Source organism: Mycoplasmopsis mustelae (assembly GCF_004365095.1).
Lineage (GTDB): Bacteria > Bacillota_I > Bacilli_A > Mycoplasmatales > Metamycoplasmataceae > Mycoplasmopsis > Mycoplasmopsis mustelae.
This window is the reverse complement of the sequence record NZ_SOCN01000006.1, coordinates 1-17995: the sequence shown is the minus strand read 5'-3', so window position 1 is coordinate 17995 and position 17995 is coordinate 1. Positions and strand designations below refer to the sequence as shown.

General features: G+C 28.5%; 20 protein-coding genes and 2 rRNA genes. 14 read left to right on the top strand and 8 right to left on the bottom strand.

Translation table 4 applies throughout. The features are described from left to right. From BCF59_RS03630 to BCF59_RS03610, 6 genes are all read left to right on the top strand, one after another. Positions 1 to 291: ribosomal RNA gene (locus BCF59_RS03630) — 23S ribosomal RNA — on the top strand; the annotation flags it as partial. A gap of 245 nt (positions 292 to 536) precedes the next feature. Continuing rightward, positions 537 to 1034 (top strand): 50S ribosomal protein L10, encoded by a 498-nt coding sequence (gene rplJ, locus BCF59_RS03625; RefSeq protein WP_134111327.1) that lies wholly within the window; start codon positions 537 to 539, stop codon positions 1032 to 1034. A 25-nt stretch (positions 1035 to 1059) separates the two neighbouring features. Next, complete coding sequence (gene rplL / locus BCF59_RS03620; RefSeq protein WP_134111325.1) at positions 1060 to 1431, top strand: 50S ribosomal protein L7/L12; 372 nt, start codon at positions 1060 to 1062, stop codon at positions 1429 to 1431. Between the two features lie 110 nt (positions 1432 to 1541). Beyond that, positions 1542 to 1874: a DNA cytosine methyltransferase gene (locus BCF59_RS03705; RefSeq protein ID WP_234851429.1), complete on the top strand. Its 333-nt coding sequence runs from the start codon at positions 1542 to 1544 to the stop codon at positions 1872 to 1874. Between the two features lie 182 nt (positions 1875 to 2056). Further along, on the top strand, positions 2057 to 2203 hold the full coding sequence (locus tag BCF59_RS03700) for a hypothetical protein (protein WP_234851428.1): 147 nt from the start codon (positions 2057 to 2059) through the stop codon (positions 2201 to 2203). Positions 2204 to 2349: 146 nt separating this feature from the next. Next, positions 2350 to 3642, top strand: coding sequence for a glucose-6-phosphate isomerase (locus BCF59_RS03610; RefSeq protein ID WP_134111324.1), 1293 nt, complete (start codon positions 2350 to 2352; stop codon positions 3640 to 3642). 20 nt (positions 3643 to 3662) lie between these two features. Here the strand turns inward: BCF59_RS03610 and ptsP are convergent, their stop codons facing one another. The 3 genes from ptsP to nagA form a co-directional block, all read right to left on the bottom strand. Further along, a complete protein-coding gene (gene ptsP / locus BCF59_RS03605; protein ID WP_134111322.1) occupies positions 3663 to 5366 on the bottom strand; it encodes a phosphoenolpyruvate--protein phosphotransferase in 1704 nt (567 codons plus the stop codon). Positions 5367 to 5446: 80 nt separating this feature from the next. Next, complete coding sequence (gene nagB, locus BCF59_RS03600) at positions 5447 to 6169, bottom strand: glucosamine-6-phosphate deaminase (protein ID WP_134111320.1); 723 nt, start codon at positions 6167 to 6169, stop codon at positions 5447 to 5449. 8 nt (positions 6170 to 6177) lie between these two features. Next, positions 6178 to 7281, bottom strand: a complete 1104-nt coding sequence (gene nagA / locus BCF59_RS03595; RefSeq protein ID WP_318025694.1) for an N-acetylglucosamine-6-phosphate deacetylase — start codon at positions 7279 to 7281, stop codon at positions 6178 to 6180. Between the two features lie 817 nt (positions 7282 to 8098). Here nagA and BCF59_RS03590 point away from each other — a divergent pair. After that, a complete protein-coding gene (locus BCF59_RS03590; protein WP_134111316.1) occupies positions 8099 to 8458 on the top strand; it encodes a hypothetical protein in 360 nt (119 codons plus the stop codon). After that, complete coding sequence (locus tag BCF59_RS03585) at positions 8458 to 10254, top strand: PTS transporter subunit EIIC (protein ID WP_318025692.1); 1797 nt, start codon at positions 8458 to 8460, stop codon at positions 10252 to 10254. The genes BCF59_RS03590 and BCF59_RS03585 overlap by 1 nt, the downstream gene beginning before the upstream one ends. 24 nt (positions 10255 to 10278) lie before the next feature. Here BCF59_RS03585 and BCF59_RS03580 read toward each other — a convergent pair whose 3' ends face one another. From BCF59_RS03580 to gmk, 5 genes are read right to left on the bottom strand one after another with little or no spacing between them, the layout of a single operon-like run. Continuing rightward, the gene (locus BCF59_RS03580) at positions 10279 to 10944 is read right to left on the bottom strand and encodes a ribulose-phosphate 3-epimerase (protein WP_134111314.1); all 666 of its coding nucleotides are present in this window, start codon (positions 10942 to 10944) and stop codon (positions 10279 to 10281) included. After that, positions 10944 to 11795, bottom strand: a complete 852-nt coding sequence (gene rsgA / locus BCF59_RS03575) for a ribosome small subunit-dependent GTPase A (protein WP_134111312.1) — start codon at positions 11793 to 11795, stop codon at positions 10944 to 10946. The genes BCF59_RS03580 and rsgA overlap by 1 nt, the downstream gene beginning before the upstream one ends. Beyond that, the gene (locus BCF59_RS03570) at positions 11795 to 12796 is read right to left on the bottom strand and encodes a serine/threonine-protein kinase (protein ID WP_134111310.1); all 1002 of its coding nucleotides are present in this window, start codon (positions 12794 to 12796) and stop codon (positions 11795 to 11797) included. The genes rsgA and BCF59_RS03570 overlap by 1 nt, the downstream gene beginning before the upstream one ends. Next, entirely contained in the window at positions 12786 to 13541 is a 756-nt protein-coding gene (locus BCF59_RS03565) for a PP2C family protein-serine/threonine phosphatase (RefSeq protein ID WP_134111308.1), read from the bottom strand. The genes BCF59_RS03570 and BCF59_RS03565 overlap by 11 nt, the downstream gene beginning before the upstream one ends. After that, a complete protein-coding gene (gene gmk, locus BCF59_RS03560; protein WP_134111306.1) occupies positions 13534 to 14139 on the bottom strand; it encodes a guanylate kinase in 606 nt (201 codons plus the stop codon). The genes BCF59_RS03565 and gmk overlap by 8 nt, the downstream gene beginning before the upstream one ends. Positions 14140 to 14330: 191 nt before the next feature. Between gmk and truB the strand changes: the two genes are divergently transcribed. From truB to BCF59_RS03530, 6 genes are all read left to right on the top strand, one after another. Further along, complete coding sequence (truB, locus tag BCF59_RS03555; RefSeq protein ID WP_134111304.1) at positions 14331 to 15164, top strand: tRNA pseudouridine(55) synthase TruB; 834 nt, start codon at positions 14331 to 14333, stop codon at positions 15162 to 15164. Between the two features lies 1 nt (position 15165). Further along, a complete protein-coding gene (locus BCF59_RS03550) occupies positions 15166 to 15978 on the top strand; it encodes a YcsE-related riboflavin metabolism phosphatase (RefSeq protein ID WP_134111302.1) in 813 nt (270 codons plus the stop codon). Beyond that, positions 15978 to 16844, top strand: coding sequence for an FAD synthase (locus tag BCF59_RS03545; RefSeq protein WP_134111300.1), 867 nt, complete (start codon positions 15978 to 15980; stop codon positions 16842 to 16844). Before BCF59_RS03550 ends, BCF59_RS03545 begins: the two co-directional genes overlap by 1 nt. An 84-nt stretch (positions 16845 to 16928) precedes the next feature. Continuing rightward, positions 16929 to 17195 carry a 30S ribosomal protein S15 gene (gene rpsO / locus BCF59_RS03540; protein WP_134111298.1) on the top strand — a complete coding sequence of 89 codons (267 nt, stop codon included), beginning with the start codon at positions 16929 to 16931 and terminating at the stop codon, positions 17193 to 17195. A 24-nt stretch (positions 17196 to 17219) separates the two neighbouring features. Continuing rightward, positions 17220 to 17411, top strand: coding sequence for a 50S ribosomal protein L28 (gene rpmB, locus BCF59_RS03535; RefSeq protein WP_134111296.1), 192 nt, complete (start codon positions 17220 to 17222; stop codon positions 17409 to 17411). Between the two features lie 263 nt (positions 17412 to 17674). Next, positions 17675 to 17995 (top strand): 16S ribosomal RNA (locus BCF59_RS03530); the annotation flags it as partial.

Below are 17995 nucleotides of genomic sequence, written 5' to 3'. Positions count from 1 at the left end.
GAGACAGTTCGGTCCCTATCTGATGTGGGCGTTGGAATATTGATGAGAGCTGCTCTTAGTACGAGAGGACCGGAGTGGACGTACCGCTGGTGTTCCAGTTGTTTCGCCAGAAGCATAGCTGGGTAGCTAAGTACGGAAAGGATAACCGCTGAAAGCATCTAAGTGGGAAGCCTCCTTAAAGATAAGTATTCCCTTGAAATTCCTTGTAGACTACGAGGTTGATAGGATGGAAGTGTAAGTGTAGTAATACATTCAGCTGACCATTACTAATAAATTGAAAGGTTTAAAAGTTAGGATGGATTCAAGACATTTTAATGAATTATGGATTTACTATTCAGTTTTCAAAGCACAAAACCCCGTTGGGGTATAAAAACCTTAAAAATTTCAAAACTAATTATTTGGATTTTTAAGGTTTTTTATTATAATTACAAAGCAATATATTAAGACAGTAACTGCTGAAAATAAGCTTAATTAGTTACCGAGTATATCATGTGCCTTGATTGCTCCTATATTGCATAATTTTGAAAGGGGGCTAAATGTCAGAATCAAAATTTAAGTTAGCTAAAAAAGAAGTAGTTTTAGAAATAACACAAAAAATTCAAAATTCTCAAGCAATCGCATTTGCTGAATATCGTGGTTTAACAGTTGTTGAATTAGAAGAGCTTAGAAATGACGCAGTTAAATTAGGTTTAGAAGTTAAAGTTTATAAAAACCGCTTATTTAAATTAGCTGCACAAAATGTCGGTTTAAGTGATTTAGATGAGTTTTTAGTGGGTCCTAATATTTTCATTTTTTCAAATAATGATGAAATGTCAGCTGCCAAATTAGCGACTGCATTTGCTAAAAAACACAAACTATTAGTGATTAAAGCAGGTACTTTTGATGGTAAAGTTATTGATGCACAAGGTGTTAAAGAAGTTGCAACACTTCCAACTTATGAAGAAGCACTTGCAATTCTTGCTCGTTCAATGATGTCTCCATTACAACAACTTGGTTTATCACTTAAAATGTTCGCAGAAAGCAAGACAGAATAATTAAAAAAAGAAAGGAAATTTTATTATGGCAAAATTAACAAAAGAAGCATTTGTTGAATCATTAAAAGAAATGTCAATTAAAGAGGTTATGGAACTTGTAGAAGCAATGAAAGAAGCATTTGGAATCGATCCAATGGCTGCTATGGCGGTTGCCGCTGCCCCTGCTGAAGCGGTTGCAGATGAAAAAACAAGCTTTAATGTTGTTTTAAAAGCAGACGGAGGAAAGAAAGTACAAGTTATTAAAGCAGTTCAATCAGTTTTAGGAATTGGTTTGATGGATGCTAAAAAAATCGTCGACACATTACCTGCAGTGGTTAAAGAAAATGTTAACTCAGAAGAAGCTGAATCAATTAAATCTACATTGGTTGCTGCTGGTGCTGAAGTTTCAGTTGAATAATTTAAACAAAAATTTTAAAACACCCTATCTTTGTAGTGGTGTTTTTTAAAAAAATAAATAAGCTTTCCTTTTAGTTAAAATATTAAGATATAATAATACTGAAAGGATAAATGAAGAAGACATTAATTGATTTATTTGCTGGATGTGGTGGGTTAACTTATGGTTTTTATCACTCTGGTTTTAGGATATTAGATACCGTAGAGTTTTGACAACCTGCAATAGATACATATAATTTAAATTTCAAACAAAATGTTAAGATGAAAGATATAACTGACTCTGAAGTTTTATCCAATTTAAAAACTAACTTTGCAAATAATGTTGATTTAATCGTCGGTGGTTTTACTTGTCAAGGTTATTCAATGGTAGGAAAGCGTAGTAAAGACGACCATCGCAATCAACTTTATAAAATATACGATTCAAGTTATAAAAGATTTACAACCTAAATTTTTTGTCTTTGAAAGTGTTAAGGTTTTTTATTACTTAAAGAGCAAGATGTAAATTTAGTAGTTGATGAAATTATTGTCATGTTAAATTCGTTGGGTGTTATACATATTATGTTTTATTAGATTCTTCAAATTTTTGTATTGCACAAAAAATAAAAAAGACTTTAAAAGTTAAAAGTCCATTGAAGTCATATTCAGATGCGTTTTGTAGACAACTTTATATTGAATCTGCAATGACTGTCAAAGAAAATCATGATGGAGTTTACATTCGTCCGATATTACATTTGGTGATGATTTTGAGAACATTAGCAAGACTACAAAGCTTTTAAAGATGATTTTATTTTTACATTTTCAAAAATAAATAGTGTATACAAGTTTTGTCTAAGCTTTCATTAGAAATTGCTAAGTTAATCTTAATGATTTTTTTATGATTAATGTCTTATAAATAGAACTATTATATAAAATAAAGGAAATTATGAAATATTTAGAAATTAATTTTGAAAAAGCTGTTAGAAGTGTTTCTGACTTAAATTTTTTGCAAAAGAAAGTTAGCCAAATTCATAACGATATTGAAACAAAAAACGTCTTAGAAAAAGATTGATTGGGCTGATATAACCTACCAAGAGATTATGATAAGGATGAATTTAAAAGAATGCAACAAAAAGCAGATTTTTGAGCACAACAAGGAGTAGAGGTTGTTGTTGTTATCGGAATCGGCGGATCTTATTTAGGGGCTAAAGCTGGTTATGATTTTATTTATGGACCTTATTCAATAAACAAACCAAAAATGGAATTGTTGTTTGCTGGAAATGATATTTCAGCTGAAACAATGGTTGCAAAATTAAATTATGTTGATGATAAGAAGTTTGCAATTAATGTTATTTCTAAATCAGGGACCACCTTAGAACCATCAATTGCTTTTCGTGAATTTCGTAAGTTATTAGAAGTGAAAGTTGGTGAAAAAGCAAAGGATTATATAGTAGCAACTACAGATAAATCAAAAGGTGTGTTATATGATTTAGCAGTAGTAAAAGATTATGAACGTTTTATTGTTCCGGATGATGTGGGGGGGAGATTTTCAGTATTAACTGCTGTGGGTTTGTTTCCGTTTTTATGCGCAGGGATTGATGCTAAAGCGATTTTAGACGCAGCGCACTCAACCAATCTAGAATTAGCATCAGAACAAATTTCAAAAAATCCTGCTTATCAATATGCAGTGTTGAGATATTTAATGCATACAAAAGAAAATTATGCAATTGAAATGATGGTTTCATATGAACCTAAAATGCAATATTTTATGGAATGATGAAAACAACTTTTTGGTGAATCAGAAGGAAAAGATGGCAAAGGTTTATGACCTACTAGTTGTTTATTTTCAACGGATCTACACTCATTAGGACAAATGATACAGGAAGGAAATAAAATTTTATTTGAAACCGTTCTGACATTAAAAAATCCTAACAAAAATATTCATTTTATCAATGAAGAAATAGACTATGATAAATTAAACTATTTAGCAGGAAATAATTTACATAATGTGAATAATATTGCATTTGCGGCTACATCACAAGCGCATTTTCAAACAGGTAAAGTACCAATTATTCATCTTAGTTTTGATGCTTTTAATGAGGCAACATTGGGTGCATTATTCATTTTCTTCGAACGCGCTTTAACGATGAGTGCTTATTTATTAGGAGTTAACCCGTTTAATCAACCCGGAGTTGAAGTATATAAGAAAAATATGTTTAGTATGCTAGAAAAGAAATAAAAACCTACTTTTGTAGGTTTTTATTTTAATTCTGCATCTAATAATGCAACTACATCTTTCTCGTTTTCTAATTCTATGGCTTGACTTACGATTTGTTGCATTTTTTGAAATGATAAAGAGTTAACTAATTCGCGAGTTGCTAAAACACTTGAAGTAGACATTGAAAATTCATCTAAGCCAAGACCTATTAAAATAGGTATTGCTCGTTTATCGCCTGCCATTTCACCACACATTCCAACTCATTTACCGTGTTTATGTGCTCCGTCAATTATTAATTTAATAAATCTTAAAATAGATGGATTTAATGGTTGATATAAATATGAAATATTTTCATTCATACGATCAACAGCCATTGAATATTGAATTAAGTCATTAGTTCCAATTGACATAAAATCAGCATGTTTGGCAAACATATCAGATAAAATAGCAGCAGCCGGTGTTTCCATCATTAAACCAAGCTCAATTTGATTCATTGGTTTAATATTTTTGTTTGTTTTATATACTTCTTGATATGCTTGTTTATAAACTTCTTTAGCTGCTAAGAATTCTTTAACGTTAGTAATCATCGGAAACATAATAGCGACTTTACCGAATTCGCTCGCGCGGATTAAGGCTCTTAGTTGAGTTTTGAAAATATCATGATTTTGTAGACAAAAACGAATTGCACGATAACCTAAAAATGGGTTTAGTTCTTCAGGGAATTTAAAATATTTTAGAGTTTTATCACCACCAATATCTAAAGTTCTAATTACCACACGTTTACCATTCATTTTCTCAACAACTTCTTTATATGCTTGAAATTGTTCTTCTTCGGTTGGTCAATGATCATTATCCATATATAAAAATTCTGATCTAAATAAGCCAATTGCTTCTGCATCATTGTCTAAAACATTTTGAACATCTTTTGGTGTTCCGATATTTGCAGCAAGTTCTACATGATGTCCATCGGTAGTTAGTGAAGCTTTTCCTTTTAAAGCAGCTAATTTTTGTAAGTATTCTTGATATTTATTTTTTGCGTTTAAAAATTCAGTTTTTTGTTGCTCATCCGGATTAACAACCACTATTCCTTTTGAACCGTCTAAAGCAATTAAATCACCATTATTAGTAAATTGCATAATATTATTAGTTCCTACCACCGAAGGAATTCCTAAACTGCGTGCCATAATTGCAGTATGCGAAGTAGGACCACCAATGTTAGTTACAAAACCTTTTACGAATTGTTTATTTAATTGTACGGTTTGTGATGGGCTTAAATCTTCTGCAACAATTACTACTTCTTTATCGATAGCTGCTAAATTTGGTTCTTCAATATTATTTAATGCATATAATAATTTTTTTAAAACATCTTTAATATCTGCAACACGCTCACGCATATATTCATCATTAATTCCTGCAAACATTGTGGCAAATTCATTGTATACTTCATTTACAGCATATTCAGCGGTAAATGAATTATTTTTAATTTTATTCTCAACGCTTTCTATTGCGCTTGGATCTAAAACAAAACCAATATGAGCATCGAAGATTGCTGCGTGTTCTGGATCTGTTGCTAATTTTTGGCTCTCTAAAATTTTTGATACAACTTTTTCACGTGCTTGAGTATATAAATCTACTTGTTGTTGTGGTTGTGTTGTCATTTTTGTAATTTCGACAGGTAGTTCTTCAATTTTAAAAACTTCAGCAATTGCGACACCACGAGATGCACCAATTCCGGTTATTTTCATTTTCTCTCCTTAATTTAAGAATTTATATGAGTATTTTACAATAAATACAAAATTTAAACAAAAAATATTGAATAATTAAATTATAAGAGTTTTGCTGCTTGTGCATCTAAAATAAAAGTTACGTCTTTATGGGTTTGTAAAAAACTAGCAGGAACATCCGAAGTGATTTTTCCTTTGATGGCTTTTAAAATTGCGTCTGCTTTATTTATTCCGTCGGCTAATAAAATAATTTTTTTAGCTTTTAAAATTGTTCCAATTCCCATTGAAATAGCATTTTTAGGAACTGCATTTTTATTTGTAAAATATTTTTTATTAGTTTCAATTGTGCTATGTGTAAGTTGGACTTCGCGAGTTATATCATCAATTTTTGAGCCCGGTTCATTAAAAGCAATATGTCCGTTCACACCAATCCCTAAAATCATTAAATCAATTCCACCTTTTGCTAAAATTAAAGATTCGTATTCTATCGCATTTTTTGTAATATTTCCCAATCCGTTTGGTAGATTAATGTTTTCTTTTTTTATATTAATATGATTGAATAGCTGTTGATGCATAAAATAATGGTACGAACAAGGATTGGATTTTTTAATCCCAACATATTCATCTAAATTGAAAGATGTTACCTTGGCAAAACTAATTTCATTGTTTTGAAATTTTTTTATCAATAATTGATATGTTTTGATAGGTGAATTTCCAGTTGCAAAACAAATATTTAAATTTGGATTTTCTTTAATTTCTTTTGCGATCATATCTGAAGCATAAAGTGCTTGCTGTTCTGCATTTTCTTTGATGATAATTTTCATTTTTGCTCCTATTTTATTTTTTGACCGTTAATATAAACATGTTTTATTCGATATTTTGTATCCATTAGAACTAAATCAGCTAAATAATTTTTTTGAATTTTTCCAAGCTGATTATCTAAATTCAAATATTTGGCACTATTATATGAGGTCATTTTAACCACATCGCAAGGATGAACACCTATTTTAATAAGGTTTTTAAACGCATCGTGAATACAAATGCCAGAACCTGCAATAGTTTTGCTATCTTTCAAAGTTATTTTTAAACCTTTCTTAACCACCGCAATATCTCCTGAAATATTTTCTCCATTTTTATAATAAGCAGGTTTGATAGCATCGGAAATAGCTATAATCTTATCATATCCTTTGTTGATAAAAGTAAAAGTTAATGATTCTTTAGATATATGTAACAAATCAAAAATAATTTCTAAATAAACATTTTGATTCATTAACGATGCTTGTAATAATCCGGGATTTCTAGAATCAATGCCTGACATTGCATTTCATGCATGACAAACTGAAAAGCAACCATTTTCAAAGTATTTGTTAGCTAAATGCATATCAACATTACTATGTCCAATTGAACCAATAATTCCTAATTTTTTCATATGTAAAAATTCTTTTAAACCTACCATCAATGGATCAAAAGAAACTTTTATAAGTTTTTGTTGTGATGCTTGATAAAGTGTATTAATATCTTTAAGACTCGCTTTTTTAAGATATTCGGGCTTATGTGCTCCTTTTTTGGATGGTCCAATGAATGGGCCTTCCAAATGTAATCCTAAGTTTCTACTAACTCATTTTTTATTTTTGGAAACATTTTTTAATGCATCTAAAATTACTTCTCATTTATTTGTCATTAAGGTAGGCATAAATGCAGTAGTACCTTTTAAAGCAAGTTTTCTAGAAATAATTTCAACTGCTTTTTGACCTTGCATAATATCATAATTATAAAAACCATGAATATGTGTATCTATAAAACCGGGAACAACTATAAATTCAGGCTTATTATTTGTTATGATAATATCTTTAATTTTATTATTTTGAATTAAAATATTTGCACATTCAATAATTTTATTAGGGTTAATTATTTTCACGTTTTTAATGATTTGCATTAATTAATTTCCTTTCTTAAATTGTTTTTTGACCTTATTGATATCTTTTTAGTATTTTCTCTATTTTTTATAGTGTATAACTATTTTTATTTCAAAATTTTTACTTGAGGCTTAATACTAATAAACTTGCTTGTTAGATATAAATATTGTTTCGTTTTGTATTAATAATTAATGTTGAATTTATCTATATTTGATTTTCTAAAGATTAAGGTTCATTTACGTATTAAACATCACCTAAAGAGGTTAAATTAATTAGATATGTCATTACTTTTAATACTTTTTAAAGTTGGTTTAACTAAATAAAAATCAACTCGATAATTCTCTAATAATTATAAAAACTGCTTTTTGACAACCTGTCATAATATACTTCAGTTAATTATATATTTATCAAATGTAGGTTAAATAACTAGAAGACTTAAAAGATTAACTATTTTATTAATTATGATGAGTTTTGGTAAATTTTTGGATAAGATTTCTGTTTTTTAATTAAATTATCATATTTTTTTATAAATATTTGCATTTTATTTTTAAAAGTTAAATTAATGTCTCTGTGTTTATAAGGTTTAAATTTAATTTTTTTCAATATTTCTTTTTGTATATTTGAATTTTAATTACATTTTTAGAAATTGTTATCGAAAAGAAAAAAAGTTTCATAAAATTCTTAATTTATGTAGATTTTTTAAAAGAAGCTAAAAAATTTTTTTATTTTTAACTTCTTTTAAGCAAAATAAGTAAAAATAAATACATCTGTTATAAACTTTTTTATGAGTGACAAAACAAAATTATTAGCAATTCTCACTCTAATATCGAGGTAATGATGCAAAAAACTAAATCAAATAATTTAAGCATAATGTTTAATAAAATTGGTAACAAAATAAAAAAACTTCATTGGTCACAATGAGTTTACGTTTGATTATGAGCTTTATTTTCTTTTTTATTAATTACATTGATTGTACTTTTCGGAAGCTATAAAGGATTTGTTATTACTGATGAAATGAAAGCAACAAAGCATGTAGCGCAAATGCAAGCTTTCAATAAAATTAGATCTGATGTTATTGCATCCGTAGCTTTTGTTTTCACTATTGTATTTTTTAATGCGATTATTTTTACAGTTATTTCGCACGGATTTATATTAAAAAAACTAAAAATAAATAAAAAATTTGGAGGTAAGAAATAATGAATATAAATACTACCACCAAGACAAATACAAAATCATTGAAATTAAAAAATCTTTTTTTTGGTAATTGAATGAAAAAGTTATCAAAAATAGGTTCTGCTTTAATGTTTCCAATCGCTGTTTTACCCATTGCAGCTATCCTATTAAGAATTGGTGTTGAAATTCCAACTGATTCAACTTTCGGAAAATTTGTGCAAATATTACTCACAAAAAGCGGAGATATAGTTTTTAGTAATTTATACATTCTTTTTGCTGTAGGTGTAGCATTTGCGTTTACAAAAGATAAAAGAGGTGAAGCGGCGTTTGCCGGATTTTTAGGAATTATAATATTATCAGCCATTATGGTTGAGTTAAGTGATTTATATTATGGATCATTATTTAGTCGTTCAATAGAAAGTTATGCCACTGGCTTTGATTCTGAAAAATATAAGAAAGAAGGAATCAAAGAAATTGTAACAATTATTAATTTACGGACCGTAAGTGGATTTACGTCAATTTTTGGTAAAAATACTTCTGCGGTTTTGTCAAATAATGTATTGAATGGTATTGTAGTAGGTTCCATTGTTGCTTGAGTATATAATAGAGCAAATAATGTTTCGCTACCAAAAGTATTAGGATTTTTTTCCGGAAAAAGATTAATACCTGCACTTTCTATTATAGTAATTATCATTTTTTCAATTATATGAGCTGCAATTTTCCCTTGAATTGGTTATGTTATTTATAAAATTTCACAAGCAATGTCTAATTCAGTTTCAAGTCTTTCGGATAACAAAAGTAATAATACAACATATGATTTATCGGTAGGAGCAAGATTTACAAGAGCTGGAATTATGGGTGGATATGGTTTTATAAATAGACTTTTGATTCCATTTGGCTTGCATCATATTCCAAATAATATCTTTTGATTCTCATTAGGTACTTTCCCGTCTGAATTAGATCCAAGTCAAACGGTATCCGGTGATATTAATATTTTTTTAAAGGGTCGAGCGGTAGGAAATCCTGGCGGAATTTTTCAAGCCGGCTTCTTTCCGATGATGATGTTTGGATTGCCAGCATTAGTCGGTGCGTTTATCTTTACCGCAGAAACCAAAGAACAAAAAATTAAGGTTGCTTCACTGTTTGGATCGGCAGCACTAGTTAGTTTTTTAACCGGAATTACAGAACCAATTGAATTTGCATTTTTATATGTTTCTCCACTTCTTTATTTATTTCATGCATTATTAACCGGAATTTTTGCTTTTGTAACTGGAGCATTTGGAATTCAATTAGGATTTGGATTTTCAGCGGGATTATTAGACTATATTCTATCGATTCCTAAATCATTAAGAATTATTAATGAATCAGGATATTCAACATTAAATACTGTATTAGCAAATCCGGGCTGAATTTTCTTAATTGGTGCAACTACTGCGATTGCTTATTTTGGAATTGGAGTTCTTAGTATTAAAAAACTTGGATTATCTACACCGGGGCGTAAAGAAGGAATCATTCGTTCTGAAGAAGAAACAACCACAACAATAGCCACAGAAATAACAAATCCTGGTCTATCAGAAAAGGCTAAAAAAATAGTTGTAGGATTTGGCGGTTGAGATAATATTATTGAATATGAAAATTGTTCTACACGTTTGAGATATGTTGTAAAGGATGGTTCATTAGTTTCTGAAGATGTAATTAAGAGAGCGGGCGCTTTTGGTTTAGTTAAAGTTTCTGATAATTCATTTCAAGCAATCATAGGTGTAGAAGCAGAAAGTTTAAATAACCAGATCACATCGCATAAGGGAGAGCCTTTAGAATAAAGTTCAAAAAATAGACTTACAAGTCTATTTTTTGATTTCATTTAAAATACTATTAATACGCTCTTTTGTAGGTTCAAAAACTAAGAATGTTCCAGCAACACAAGCGTCAGCGCCTGCTTTAAAACATTTTGGCCCAGTAATATCATTTATTCCACCGTCAACTTGAATTAAAAAGTCTAAGCAATCACGTTGGCGGAGTAACTTCAGTTTTTTAATTTTATCTAACGAATTATCAATAAATTTTTGACCCCCTTTTCCAGGCTCAACAGACATTACTAAAACCAACGTTAAACGGTGTAAAAAATTGATGATTTTATCTACGGAAGTATTGGGTTTGAGAGCTAAACCGATTTTTAAATCATGGTGATTTTTTTCTAAAAAATTTTGAAACTTATCTAAATCATTTTCGATTGCTTCATAATGAAAGGTTATTATATCCACATCATTTTTAAGTTTATCAATATATCCATAAGGGTTTTCAACCATCAAGTGCACATCTTTAATATGTGATAAACCATTTTGATTAATGTTAATAATTTCATTGATTTCAATAGCGGTATTTGCAACAAATTTAGCATCCATTACATCATAGTGAATTCATTTGATTCCGTTTTGAACTAAAGTGTTGGCTAAACTTAGTCTTTTATCTTTTTCTACATTTAATAAGCTAGGTGTAACATATCTTTTCATTAGTATTTTTCCTTTTTGATTTCGTTTAATAATTTTAAATAATTGTCATAACGAAATTGTGGGATTGAATTATTAATTACTGCTTGTTTAATGGCACAGTCTTTTAAATTTTCATTTTGATGTAAACAACTACGATATTTGCAATTTTTTGACAATTGTTTAAAAATTTTAAAACTTTGTGCGAGTTCAATTTGACTTAAATTAAGTTCTAGTGACGAAAAACCAGGGGTATCAATTAACCATCCGTTTTGAACTTTTAGAATACTGACAACACGAGTTGTGTGTTTTCCGCGTCCTAGATGCCTAGAAATTTCCTGTGTTTGAAAATTAAATTTTCCTAAAATATTTAAGGTTGTAGTTTTACCTACTCCACTTTGCCCCATAAATAAATTATATTTATCTTTTAATATTTTTTGTATTTGTTGTAAGTATTTTGGATTTTGATTATTTATTAAAATTACTGTATATCCCAATGATTGGTATGAATTTAATCAATGCTGACTATTTTGCATGTCTAAATCAGCTTTACTGATACACAAAATTGGTTGAATATCTTTTACTTCAGCAATTGACATATATTTATCAACTAAGTAGCTTTGAAATTTTGGTTCTAAAATAGACATAAAAATAAAAATTTGATCAATATTAGCAACTTTTGGTCGAATTAACGAATTTCTACGTTGACAAATTTCAGTTATTTGTTCGTTTTGAATTTTAACATCATCACCAACTAACGGACTTTGTTTTAAAAAACGTAATTTACCGCTTGCGGTTACTTTTATAACTTTTTGTCCTTGTATACAAGTATAAACACCTGCGACAATGTTGTGGACTTTGTAAATATTTTCCATTAAATAACTCCTGCGTATTTAGAAAAACCGACCACTAAACCGATAATAATTAAAATAATTAAAATACAACTTCCTAAAAATCATGGAGAGTTTAAAAAATCAATCAATGTTTTTTTCTCTTTCATGGTTTTGCGAGAAATTAGTTTTTGAATCTTGTTGTGCGGTTTTAAACTTTCGCCAACATCTCGTCTCATTTCTGCTGCACTTTGATAACGATCTTTTGGATCTTTTGCAGTAGCTTTAGTAATTATATTAACAACTGAATTTGGAACATTATCCTTATAACGGCGAATATCAGGGAAAGGTTCAGTATTGTGCATATAAATTGTATTTAATTCGTTGTCACCTTTAAAAGGCAAGGTGCCTGCAATCATTTCAAAATACAACACCCCTAAAGCATAAATATCGACTGCTTTTGTAATTTTTGAACCCACGCGACTAAATTCAGGTGCAGCATAATAAGGGGAACAAACCACTGCATTAGTTTTGGTCAAACCAGGATTATCTTCTGAAATAGAAATTCCAAGATCAATAATTTTTAAATTATAATCATCAGAAATCATAATGTTTTGTGATTTAATATCACGGTGAATAATTCCGTAATTATGTAATTCGTCGATGGTATCTGCAAGTTGGCGGATATAATTATTTGCTCTTGTAATATTTAATTGACGTGATTTTTGTAATACGTTATAAAGTGTATCGCCTTGAATATATTCCATTAAATAAAATTGTTCGTCATCATCGAAATGATATGAAATTAATTTTGGAATATTGCGATGATTTATGTTTTCTAATAATTTAATTTCGTTTCAAAATCGCATTTTATTACTTTGGTTATTATCATTTAAACGATATTTTAATGCATATTGTTGGATGTTGTGCGAATCTTTAGTTCTAACTAAAAAAACCATTCCCATTCCGCCTTGGCCAATAATTTTTGTAATATTATATTTTTTGAAAATTATAGAATCCTTAGGAATTCCAAAATTATTTTTCATTATTTACCTCAATTAGCGCAACTGATATATTATCGTTTGATTCTTGCAATAAGGCCTTTTTGATAATTTTATTAACGGTTTTTTTTAAATCTTTGTTTTGTGAAATTATGGCTTCTAAATCAATATGGCTGACGAACTCATGCACACCATCAGAAGTTAAGATGATCTTCTTAGTCATATCAAACATTGTTTTTTTTATTTCAGTAATATCGATTGTAGTTTCTAAATTTGGACCAATAGCACTAGTTAAAAATCTTGCATATTTTTCGTTTTCAGTGTTTAAATAATCAAACCCTGTTGCGTCTCATTTTTGTGCTAAGTTTTGATCGCTAGTGATTTTAATTAATTTATTAGAACGTAAAAAGAAATAACATCGTGAATCACCGACGTTAAAAACAAAAATTTTTTGTTGTTTTGGGATAATTAAACATCCTACTAAAGTTGTTCCCATATCAGTCATTTTAAAATTATGTTTAGCCAACTTTTTTAATTCATTTTTGGCTTCAACAACTGAATTTTGAATAAATTGTTTGATTCGTAGCGTGGATGTAGGGATAAAATTATTGATAAAATTTTGCCCCATTAAGTTTACAACTGTGTTTGAAGCAATTTCACCAAATTTATGGCCACCCATTCCATCACATAAAATAGCAAAAATGCAATTTTCTTTTTCAAAAATTGCAATACTATCTTCGTTTTTTTCTCTTACATTTCCGATTTCACTTTTAAAAAAATACTTAAACAAGTCCTAGCTCCTTGTGCAAGATTTTTCTTATTTCTTCAGCTGCTCGTTCAGGAATATCGTTTACAACTTTATATTTAAAAAATTCTAATTCTTTTAATTCTGATTCAGATTTAGCTAAGCGATCTTTTAAGGTATGATGGTTTTCTGTTCCGCGACCCAAAATGCGCTTTTTTAAATCGCTAAGAGAAGGCGGAAGCAAAAAAATTGTAATTAAATTATATTTGTTTGTATTTTTTAGTGAAAATTTTTTAATAATTTGTTTTGCTCCTGTGGTTTCAATTTCTAAAAAAGGAACTTTTTGTTTATTATGGATTTTATCTAGCTCTGAGTATAGAGTCCCATAATAATTATTTAAATGATATGAAAATTCAATAAATTTATGACTTTTAATGTGATCACGAAAGGCATCAACATCCATAAAATGGTAATGTATTCCATTCAACTCACCATTTCTGGGTTTACGAGTGGTCGCAGAACAAGAAAGTGATAAGTTTAACTCATCGAATTCAAATAATAGACGTTCAATTGTGCCTTTTCCAACTCCACTCGGACCTGAAAAAATTATAATTGGTTGTTTGGTTTTGTTATTGATTTTCATAAGTAGATTAATTATAGCACTTTTATTAGTTTTTTGTAGATTAATAAGACATAAAAGAATTCATATTTTAAGGTTATTAAGTTAAATAAGTACTTTTTATAGTTTTTAAAAAGTTGTGTTAAAATAAAAATTTCATTAAAAATATTTAAAAATAAGAAAATAATATAAAATATTATTTTATAAGGTAAAATATGTTTTATAAATTCTATAAACCATCGAACGTATATTCGAATCAAGAAATTCGTAAATTAGGAAAAAAAATAAATGCCAAAAAAATTGGCCATAGTGGAATTTTAGATCAACTAGCAAGTGGTTTAATGATAGTTGCTACTGATTCAGATACCAGACTCTTAGAGTATTTAAGTGATAAAAATAAAGCTTATATAGTAAAAGCGAGGTTTAATTATTCATCTAATACTTTAGATACTATGGGGGAGATAAAAAAAGAAAATTTTCAGTTAATCTTTTTAGAAGATTTAATTAAGGCAGTTGACACTGTATCAAAAAGAAAAACTCAAATTCCACCTTTATATAGTGCTAAAAAAATTAATGGAAAGCGAGCTTATAATTTAGCACGTAATAAGCAAACTTTTGAATTGAAACCACAAAATATTGAGGTTTTTGATTATAAAATTTTAGATTTTAATTTTGAAAAGCAAGAATATACAATATATTTTTATGTAAGTGAAGGAACTTATATCCGTAGTTTATTAAGCGATATCGCAAAAGAATTAAATAATGCATCTGTAATGTTTGAGCTTAAACGAACACAAGTAGGTAAAATTAAATTAGGAACATTAAAAGCTTCGGAATTTCAATCACTTGAGATTGATAAATTGTTTGAAATACCATATTTTTTCTTAAATTTACATCAAAATCAACAACTTAAATATGGTAGAAATTTTAAGTTTAAACACATTGATTCTTGTATAATGTTTTTAAATTCGAATAAAGAAGTTGTTTGTGTTGGTGAAGTCAAACAGGAAGTTTTTTATCCTCGGAAAATATTTTTAGAAAGGTTATAAAATGAAATTAAAAGAAATAATTAAAATAGCTGCTTTCGATATTGATGGAACTATCCTACCCAATGGCACAACTTTATTTTCATCATCTACTAAAGAAATTTTTAAAAGACTAAAACAAAATCATATTACAACTGTTTTAGCAACCGCACGCGATTTTGCAACAATTGGTGATTTTTTAGAGCAATTACAATATGTTGACTATTTTATCGGTGCAAATGGAGCATTTATCTGAGATGTTAAAAATAAGCAATTTATATATAAAAATACCCTTAAAAAAGAGCAAGTAGTTCAACTTTATGATAATTTTGCAAACAATATTAGTGGGTTTTTGATTACAGATTTTGATAAAGTTTACATTTCACCACAGACAAGCACAAATTCTTGATTTATTAAGCCGTTTGAAGCAAATTATAAAAGTTATGATGAAGCGCTTTTAAGTAAAACCGACCTATATTTAGTGACTATTAATTCAAATGATCCAAAAAAATTGTCAGAAGAAATGCAAAAGTATATTAACCAACATCAATTAGAAATGGAGGTTTCCTCAAGGTGAACAAGGGGTTTTTATATTGCACCCATTGATGTTACTAAAAGTAGTGCATTGAATGTTTTGTGTTCTAAATTAAATTTTTCTTTAAATAATTTAATTGCTTTTGGTGATAGCTCTAATGATTTTGAAATGATTCGCGATGCTTACTATGGTGTTGCTATGGAATGTGCGAATGAAAAAATTAAACAAGTTGCAAAAGATGTTGCTTTAGATTGTGAATTTGATGGTGCATACTTAAAGTTGAAAGAATTAAACTTAATTTAATGTCTGATTTAATTATTTATGATTTAAATAATTTTAAAACCCAAGAAAATGACATTTTTATTATTGGTTCATTTCAAAGTTTTCATATTGGACATTATCAACTTTATAAAAATATTGAAAATAAACAAGGTCGCAAAATTATTGTAACATTTAGCGATGATCATAATTATAAATATAAACATGATGTTTATATGCATGATGATGCTAGGTATTTAACATTATCAAATTTAAAAATTGATGCAATCGTTGAATTAAATTTTTCTAATATTAAACACTTGAGTGGACCTGAATTTTTAAATAAAATTACACAAGGACATAATGTTAGTGTAAGCGTTGGTGCTGATTTTCGTTTTGGTCAAAATGCACAATGAACATCGGAGGATATTGTTAAAATTTTACCTACAATAGATGTTAGTATCGCTGAGATTTATAAAATTGCAAATGTTAAGATAAGTACTAAAATCTTGCGTGAAGCATTATATGGTGGTAGATTTCAATTCATCAATTCCGTTTCGCCATTTAATTATTTATTGTTAGGACGTTTAGAAAAAAAGAATTTTTCAATGCAGTCAAATTTAATCGATTTTCCAAGTGGTTTATATTTAAGTATTTTATATTTTAAGGATTGAGGAATTCAAGTTATTTTACATAAAAATAAAGATGGCCAAATTAGTTTTAAAAATATTGAACAACACAACTTATATTCTATTGATAGAATAATTGGTGATGTGATCGTTGAAATATTACAAGAGTTAAGATTTATTAATTCTGATGATGATGTTAGCATAACAAAAGATGATTTAAAAAAGGCAAAAAAAGAATTTATAAAATTGGCTGAAAGTGATATAATAAACAAGCAAATTTAAAAATACAAACATAAATTTTAATCTGGGTTTAATTATACTTTAATTAACACTCGGTTAAAACATAATATACAAGGAGATATTATTATGGTTTCAAAAGCAAGAAAAGCCGAATTAATCAAAAGATTTGGTAAAAATGCAAAAGATACAGGTAATTCATCAGTACAAATAGCAATTTTAACTGAAGATATTGAATCATTAAAACCGCACTTTTTAAACAACCCAAAAGATAATCACTCAAGAAGAGGATTCTTAGCAAAAATTTCACAACGTAAAGTTTTATTAAAACACCTTAAAGAAAAAGATTTTGAAGAATATAAAAAAGTTACTGAAGCTTTAAAAATTCGTAAATAAGGTATTTTTAGAAAGGTTTCTCAAATGGCTAGAAGATGTCAAATTTCAGGTGTTGGTCCACTTGTTGGTAATACACGTTCACATGCTATGAACGCTTCAAAAAGAAAATTTAACGTTAATTTACAAAAAGTAAGAGTAACAATTGACGGACAAAAAATGACTTTGCGGGTAAGTGCAAAAACTTTAAAAACTTTAAAAACCAAAGGTTTAGTATAAATAAAAATATAGTTTAAAAAACTGTATTTTTATTTAAATAATGGATAAACAATCATTACTATCAACACGTTTAATAGATTGTTAAAAAAGATGGTTATCAAAAACATGAAGAGAATGTGTTTGTTTCTATAATTTAAAATAAAAAATAAGTAAAGTAAATATTTATATTTTTATGATATAATAGGAAAGCTGTTTTTAAATTTAAATTATTTAAATATAAAAAAGTTCTTTGAAAACTAGATATATAAAACATGACAGTCAATTTTTTCGAGAGTTTGATCCTGGCTCAGGATGAACGCTGGCTGTGTGCCTAATACATGCATGTCGAGCGGAGTTCTTTTAGAACTTAGCGGCGAATGGGTGAGTAACACGTACTTAACGTACCTTTTAGATTGGGATAACGGTGAGAAATTATCGCTAATACCGGATACATTTAATATTTGCATAAATATTAAATGAAAGAAGCGTTTGCTTCACTAAAAGATCGGGGTGCGGAACATTAGCTAGTTGGTAGGGTAATGGCCTACCAAGGCGATGATGTTTAGCGGGGTTGAGAGACTGATCCGCCACACTGGGACTGAGAT